Origin of the sequence: Actinomycetospora lutea (assembly GCF_028737205.1) — a bacterium.
GTDB lineage: Bacteria > Actinomycetota > Actinomycetes > Mycobacteriales > Pseudonocardiaceae > Actinomycetospora > Actinomycetospora lutea.
Genome location: NZ_JAQZAL010000067.1, coordinates 1 through 7288 on the forward strand (window position 1 = coordinate 1; position 7288 = coordinate 7288).

The 7288-nt window shown below is 70.0% G+C and carries 6 protein-coding genes; 4 read left to right on the forward strand and 2 right to left on the reverse strand.

The window, feature by feature from the left end; translation table 11 throughout:
• Positions 1-1261: 1261 nt before the first annotated feature.
• Positions 1262-1495 (reverse strand): hypothetical protein, encoded by a 234-nt coding sequence (locus PHK61_RS31430; RefSeq protein ID WP_274284977.1) that lies wholly within the window; start codon positions 1493-1495, stop codon positions 1262-1264.
• A gap of 1129 nt (positions 1496-2624) precedes the next feature.
• On the opposite strand from PHK61_RS31430, the gene PHK61_RS32230 reads away from it, so the two are divergent.
• The 3 genes from PHK61_RS32230 to PHK61_RS31445 all read left to right on the forward strand — a co-directional run bounded on the left by PHK61_RS32230 (position 2625) and on the right by PHK61_RS31445 (position 5401).
• Positions 2625-3377 (forward strand): Clp protease N-terminal domain-containing protein, encoded by a 753-nt coding sequence (locus PHK61_RS32230; RefSeq protein ID WP_420791474.1) that lies wholly within the window; start codon positions 2625-2627, stop codon positions 3375-3377.
• A 328-nt stretch (positions 3378-3705) separates the two neighbouring features.
• Positions 3706-4551 carry an alpha/beta fold hydrolase gene (locus PHK61_RS31440; RefSeq protein WP_274284979.1) on the forward strand — a complete coding sequence of 282 codons (846 nt, stop codon included), beginning with the start codon at positions 3706-3708 and terminating at the stop codon, positions 4549-4551.
• A gap of 574 nt (positions 4552-5125) precedes the next feature.
• Positions 5126-5401, forward strand: coding sequence for a hypothetical protein (locus PHK61_RS31445; protein ID WP_274284980.1), 276 nt, complete (start codon positions 5126-5128; stop codon positions 5399-5401).
• 34 nt (positions 5402-5435) lie between these two features.
• On the opposite strand, the gene PHK61_RS31450 is transcribed toward PHK61_RS31445, so the two are convergent.
• The gene (locus PHK61_RS31450) at positions 5436-6170 is read right to left on the reverse strand and encodes a GAF and ANTAR domain-containing protein (RefSeq protein ID WP_274284981.1); all 735 of its coding nucleotides are present in this window, start codon (positions 6168-6170) and stop codon (positions 5436-5438) included.
• Between the two features lie 634 nt (positions 6171-6804).
• On the opposite strand from PHK61_RS31450, the gene PHK61_RS31455 reads away from it, so the two are divergent.
• Positions 6805-7041 carry a hypothetical protein gene (locus PHK61_RS31455; protein ID WP_274284982.1) on the forward strand — a complete coding sequence of 79 codons (237 nt, stop codon included), beginning with the start codon at positions 6805-6807 and terminating at the stop codon, positions 7039-7041.
• The last annotated feature ends 247 nt before the right edge of the window (positions 7042-7288 follow it).

The window sequence follows — 7288 nt, forward strand, 5'->3', positions numbered from 1 at the left end:
ACCCTGCGGCTGGGCGTCGGCGGTGTTCCGGCGACGCTCCGAGGTAGACGCGGTGCTCGTGGACTCCTCGTTGCGGCGGTTCGCCGTGGTCGAGCGATTGCCTGGCTGTGCCAAGGTATCTCCTCGTGATGGGCGTCGGCCGCCGAAGGCCGTGCCCGGTAGTTGATCAATGTGGTCCAGCCATCGCAGCTCGGCGTCGGCCTGCTCGGGGCATGCGAGCGCCTGCGTAGGGGCAGCCGCGACTCGCGCGGGATGGAGAGTGCGGGGATGTCCCGATCGGGGCCCGGCGATCGACTGGCGACGAACCCAACCTGTCTAAGGTCCGTCCGGCTCCACGTTGGGTGGCCGATGTGAGACAGGCCCAATCCTGTTCCCGATGAGGCGACCGGAGCAATTCCGACGGCATCCGCCCGATTCTTCGGCACACTTCGTTGCGCGTCGGACACGACGAGGGCCGGCAGGTCGTCACGACCTACCGCCCCTATGTGATCGCTTCGGGCGCTCCGCCTCGCGACGCGCCCTCGTCCGCTTGCCCTTGCTATCGAGTTCCAAGCTATCGAGTTCCGACCGCAAGGGCGCACTCGTCTGGTGGGCCGATCATGCGTCCCCCCGAGGCGGCCACGGCGAGGGAGCCGCGACGGTGACCTCGCACCACGACCTCGACGGCGCGGTCGACGCCCTGTTGGCGGCGCGCCGCGCCCCGGAGGCGATCAAGGCCGCCATCTGTCCGGGCTGAGGCACCCCGGCCGGCAGCTACAGACCGGGCACACCGGCTGCCAACCGGGCCGCGCGTCTGAACGGCTGCCCTAGAGCCATCTCCTGGCCCGCTTGATAACGACCAATTAACGAGCATGGTCGATGGGGTGACGTTTAAGCACTGACTGGGCACGTTCGAAGGGGACGCGCGGTGACCATTGCGCTGCTCATCGCAGCTGGAGCCCTCTCCCACGCGACCGTGGGCGCCCTGACATACGCGCTCGGGCACCGACGTGGCTCTCGGCGACGACCACCCCAGCGAGTGCGCCTCGAGCTGCCCAGCCGCGACCTCACGACGGTAGCGACGACAGGACGGCACGAGCGTCGGCCCTGATCTGCAGGGATCGAGGTCCTCGTACCTCCGCGACAGTCGTGTCGGGGGCGTCCGGTCCCGCCTAAAGGTGTAGTTGCTGGTGACGGTGTTGCGGTGCTTCCCGAGGGGCTGCCGGTCCCGGCAGTGTCGAGGGGTCGATGACCATCGCGCCCAAGGGGACTTGCTGATCGCTCAGTTGGGATCCTGATCGTCGTCGGCGTCGTTGTCCGGGTCGAGATCGCGGAGGAGCTGGTCGTCCGGGCTGTCGGTCAGGACCGACGTGTCGTCGTCGACGGTCTCGCTAGGGGTCAGGCCGTGAGGGCAGATCGCCTGGCCGTTGGGCGTGAGACGCCAGCGAATGAAAGCTGTGTTAAGACCAACGGATGTGACCCGCCCGCATCGAATGCACTGCGCGGAATCGGCCATCGCTGCTCTCCTTCCGTCGCCGCGGCGCGTCGGCCAGCCGAGCGCGAACGGCCGGGCGTGCCGATGTCCGAATCTACGGCCATGCTGGAGGTCGCACGGGTTGCCCGGAGTCGTTGTTGAAGGGCTTTGGTTCGGACTCGACCCCGAGCACCGTCCTGAGCGGGCCCGTGATGAAGCGGCCGCGTGGCGGTGAGTTCGCCATACTCACCCTCGACTACGAGCTCGGCGAACCCAAGAGCTGTGGCCGTCCAGCGCGAACGTCCGCTGATCGACTTCGTGCCACCCGTCGGCGAGGAGCACACGGGTCACGTCGGAGGTTCGTTTCTGGGAACCGCGGGTCATCGTCGCTCCTCTGGGTACCGCGGTGCGTCCACGAGCCCGGGCGCGACCATCGCTGCCGTGGTCAACGGCCTGGTCCACGCGCAGTGCGCCCCGCGAGCGTCGTTTCCGGTCGACTCCGGCGAAGTGGTGAGAATGCTGCACCCGGCCGCCGAGGAGGGCTCCGGCGTCCTGGCCGCACCGCCCGGCATCGGTCTGCTCACCTGTCCTGGTGAGGCCCTGGCCCGGTTCCGCGCGCCCCCTCCCACGCCGACTAGTGCGCTGCGGTCGGGCGAGGGCACGACGCTGGTGGAGGGCCCAACACCACGACCGCGGCTAGAAGGCCCCGGCACCATGAAGGAGTTGCAGGGCCGGTGCCGGAGCCTCGCCCCGACGCTCGGGGGTGAACCCCGGGACGGTCGCTGGCTTGACGGTGCCCGTCGGGACGGAAACCGGGGAACGTCGGACTGGGCTCGACGCGAGTGGACTGGCCCGTGGGCGAAATGGGTCGATCCCCCTCGTGGGGGGAGAGATCAGGACGGCCCCGGCGTGTCCCGGGAACCGGCAGCGCCGGGGCCTGGGCCGCATGGCTCGGCTGGTCAACCACGCGACCTGACGTTGGAATTGACTGCGTCGGTACCCGGCGTAAACAACGTGGCGGCGGAAGCCCCGCGCGCTCAAGGCGCTACCCAGCAGCGCACCTGGCGCAATCGGTCCGGGAGCTGGGAGGAGATCAAACCGACCTGGCTCTATCACCCACCTGCAGGACAAGGCGCGAGGCGTGAACGTCGGCCACCATGACGAAGTGTCGATGCACGCGCCGCACGGTGGGCTTCGGCGGTCGCGCCCGTCTCCCTGGCCTGGACTCCCGCAAGCACGTGCCGCGGCCGCCGCAGATGGCGATCACTACGTTGGCACCCAACACCTGCTAGTAGCGCTGCTCATGCGACCCGGCGGGCCCGCCCGGCAGGCCCTCGCTCTCGCCGGAATCGAGCTGGCGGAGGTGCGAACGGTGCTCGCTGCCCGGCACGGTCCAGGTCCCCCGCCCGCACCCGGCAACGCCGCCGAGGTGCAACTTGGGCGGCGCGCCGCCGCAATCCTCGACGCGGCCGCCCGCGCGCGCGCCGAGCTCCTCGGGGACGGACAGGTCCGCGACGACGACGTGCTCGACGCGCTGCTCGCCAGCGCCGACCCCGCCACCGCGCACACCATCCTGAGGTACCTCAGCGTCGACGCTCACCACGCCGCCCGTATCCGGCGGCGCCTGGCCAGCCAAGATGACTGCTCGCTGGTGGGCACGAACCCGCCGCCCGCCCTCCGGAGACCGGGCCACCGCTTCGCCTCCAGGGTTCTCCCTGGTCCAACAGGGGCTCACCATCGCTGGATGTGTCGCCAAGGAGACTCTCCACCTCTCCTCGCCGCGTCGTACCCGGCGCGGTGCCCGCGATTCGCCCGGTCGGCCATCGAATCTCGGCTTCCAGGGGGCGCCGTCGTTGCAGTTGCCCGCGCCCGCGGGGGTGGGTGCGGTACTCAATCTCTGCGGGCGGCCGGTCGGGAGCTCTGAGCCCGACGATCTGCTCCTGGCCGACACTGTCCCGTCGAGGCGGCCGACGGAGGACGATCCCCCACGCCTCCGATAGGCCCTACCGTGACGGGCGAGATCGCCACCCCGTGCCCGCACGCGACCTGACCACGGTCCAGCAACGCCAGCAAGCAGACCGCCCGGATCGCGGCCACGCGCAACCTTCGGCCGGTTGAGCATGCGTCTTCATCCCGGCCCCTCGATCGCTAGCCTCGCCCTTGTCGCTGTCCGCCGCCGACAACGCCCTCGAAGAGAGGTAGCGCTCATCCCTCCGTCCCGCTCCGCAGATGGCACGCCCTTACCCCAGGGCGTGACCAGCCGTGACGGCACCGGCGTGCGCACGTGGACCAACGGCGCCGTCGGCGTACCTCTCGTGATCAGCAACGGGTTCGGGGCGCCGCCGGCGGCGTGGCCTCGCCTGGCCGAGGCCGACTGCGGGTTCAGGGCGGTGTCCTGGTGGCACCGCGGACTCGGCGGCTCGGAGCGTCCCGACGACCCGACCCGCATCCGCGTCGAGGACCACGCCGCCGACCTCGAAACGACCATGGACGCCGCGGGCTTCGAGCGCGCTGTGTTGCTCGGATGGTCATTCGGGGTCAACGTCGCCTTCGAGTTCGCCCGCGCCCATCCCCAACGGGTCGCGGGCATCCTCGGGGTCGGCGGCGTGCCCGGGGCGTCGTTCCGGGCGTTCGGGCCCCCGGGTCTGTGGGGGGCCTGGCGAGAAGGGGCCGGTCGGAGCGCCGCGTGGCTGCTGCGCCTGGTGGGGCCGCCCGCGGCGGCGCTGGCTTTCCCGGTGGTGGAGTGCGCGCGGGCGCTCGGCGTCGGCCACGTCCCGCCCTTGCCCGACCCGGGCTCGTCGGCGGCGGCCGTACGGCAGTTCGCGGCCCACCCGTGGAGCTGGTACTCCGATCTGCTGCTCGCGGCAGGGGATCACGCCGCGATGAACACCGGCTTCGTATCGTTTCCAGTGACCCTGGTGGGCGGCACGCTCGATATCGGCGCCGCGGCCCCCGATGTCCGCGCCGCGACCAAGACGATTCCGCAGGCCCGGTTCGTGCCGCTCGTCGGCACCCACTTCCTGCCCCTCGAACAGCCCGATCGGCTCCATCAGGAGCTCGTGGCGCTCGCCGAACGGACCGGACTCCCCCGCGCCTAGTCTCTTCCTGAGTGGTGACGACCAGGTCGAGCCTCGCGCGTCGCGACCGCGACGTTGACCAGCGACGTTGATGAGCTCGTTGATGAACCGTGGTGCCACGCCTTCGCCGACACAGCCCTCTGAACCATCTCGACCTCAGCGGCGCGAAGGTCGACCCAGAGGGACAAAATGATCAACCACCCGGCCGCCGCGGTGGATCCGGGCTTAAGCGCGCCGAGAGCGTCAACGGTGCCATCACCGTCGTCGTGCCCCGACCCGGCCGACCAGCACGATCAGAGTTCGATCCGCGGCAGTAGAGGGGAGAACAGGGCCGATGTGGGCCAGCTGGAAGGACACCACCACGAGGAACACCTGGGGCCGACAGCCGCCACCGCGACACGCCCCGTACGCCGAACGTCTCAGGCGGCGCCGAGCAGCGCGGCAGGACCGGGCGGCCACCGCAGGGTTCCTCCGGTCACAGCACGCTCCGTGGCCTAGTGGCAGCACGTACACATGCGCTCACACAGCGCATCGAGGCGGTTCGGAGAAACGGATGCATGCACGGAACGCATGGGACGGCGACACCCTGCCCGAAATGGCAGCCCTGGAGGCGGCGCGTGCGCCGTGGGTGGACAGGCTCGTGGATCTGCACGTGCTTTCCGAGCACGGCGACATCGGGGCCGCCGAAGCCGCAGAGCAGTGGATGTGCACCGACCCGGAGGCTCGTCGGGTCTGGGACGAGGTCCAGCGCTCCTGCGCGAGCCTGCGCGGCGAACCCGCCCTGGCAGACGTAACGGCCGGAGGTCACTCGTCCGGTGCCGCTGTTAGCTGGTCATCAGGCGTAACCGAGGGTCACGGGGAACACAGCTGAGCCATGTCCCCTCTCCCGCACCCGACGGGGTTGCTCACCCTTCGCCGGATGGCTCGTCATTCGGTGCGCTGACGTCTCGGGTGAGCCAGGTGGCGACGTGGGTCAGCTTGAGGTTGGTGTCCTGGGAGGTGCGGACCAGCATCTGGAAGGCGGCCTCGTCGTCGATCTTGTTGCGTTCCATGAGGATGCCCTTCGCCTGCCCGATCAGGTCGCGGCTGTCGACGGCGCGCTGCATGTGCGTCATGTGGTCCGAGCCGTAGAGCAGCAGGGCGGCCTGGCTACCGAACAGCCCGGCGAGGGTGCGGGCGTGCTCGTCGAAGGCGTCCTCGCGATGGGAGTACAGGTTCAGCGCGGCCCGCATACTGCTGGTGGCGGTCAGCTGAGTCGACATCAATGCCCGGAAGCCAGCCTCCACGGCGAGCGGACCGAACCTCGGCCAGCGCTCCGCGTCCGCCCCGGCGAAGTCACAGGCGACCACGACACCGGTCTCCGGCGGGTCCTCGATGGCCTCGATGCAGGGACCCTCGCGCAGCTCGCTCTGCTGGTCGTCGAGCTTGCCGATGGCGTCGCTGGTGGGGTGGCGGGTCTCGATCCGCCCGTGCTCGGTGATCGAGATGCTGCCCGCGTCCACCCCGGGGATGGTGTCGACGGCCGCGGAAACGATCAGGCCGAGGGTCTCTTCCAGGTCGCGGATGCTGCGCTGCTCGACAAGGACGCGCGATGCGCGGCGCAGGGCGACGACCAATTCATCGTGGTGATAGCAAGTCATGCGGTTTCTCCACCTGCGCGATCCGTGGTGGGGAACGAGGAACAGCACATCGAATCCGTGCTGACAAGGCAGAGCCGAAGCGACATGCGCTGCGCTCTGCCCCCTTACCGCTGCGGGCGGAGAAGGACGCACATGAGGTGTCGGGACCGCCGGGCGCGGTCCTGTTGGTAGGACTGCGTCCCGTGCCCGTGCGCGGCCCGTGACGTCGACCCGCACCCTCAACCTACGCGCACCTGGGGCTCAAGTGGGGTCGAACGGCTGCACGATCCTGCATGGCCGAGTTCGTTGGCCGAGGGCGGCCTTCGAGAGTCGAAGGCTAGGGACGGCGGCGACTTCAGGCGCGGGCGGTGCTCGGCCGTCCGCCGGCGACCCCCGCGCCATGGTTGGCGGATGAACGCTTCGCTCGGTTTGCGATGGCCGTGGATCGTCGATCGGAGCGCCCACGTCCGCCTGTTGACCACCCAGCGGGCGCGACCAGGCCCCGGCGCAGCCGGCGTGCCGGAACACGCCGGGGCCGTCCCCACGGGAATGGGCCGCGGTCCCAACGGGCGGCGTGCTCGCTTTCGAGGGGAGCGCCGGGGCCACCCAGAGCAACCTGCTCGCGGACGCGTCGCGGCACCGGGAAGGAGTAGCGATGGCCGACTCCGCGCAGTGCGTTCGATGCGGCCGGGTCACATCCGTCGACCTCTACACGGAGTTCATCCACTGGCGAGTCACCGCCGGCGGCCAGGCGATCTGCCCTCACTGCCTGACCCCCAGCGAGACCGTCGACGACGACACGCCGGTCCTGACCGACAGCCCGGACGACCAGCTCCTCCGCGATCTCGATCCGGACAACGACGCCGAGGACGACAACCAGGGGCCCGGGTGAACAATGCGCATCGCCCTGACCCCTTCGCCGCTGGCCCTGGCCCTGGCCTCCCGGGCGTCAACCACAGCGACACCAGGGTCGAACGCCCGGAAATAGCTTGATCGCAAGCTGGAGAATCTGCGCGGTGAACCTGCACGGGAGGGCCGGCACACCCCTGTCCAACGCCCTACCGGTAGGGGACGATCCTTAAAGGGGCTCTTCCGGAATCAGAGTGCGAGAGATCCGCAGTGCAGCAGGGACCGGATGC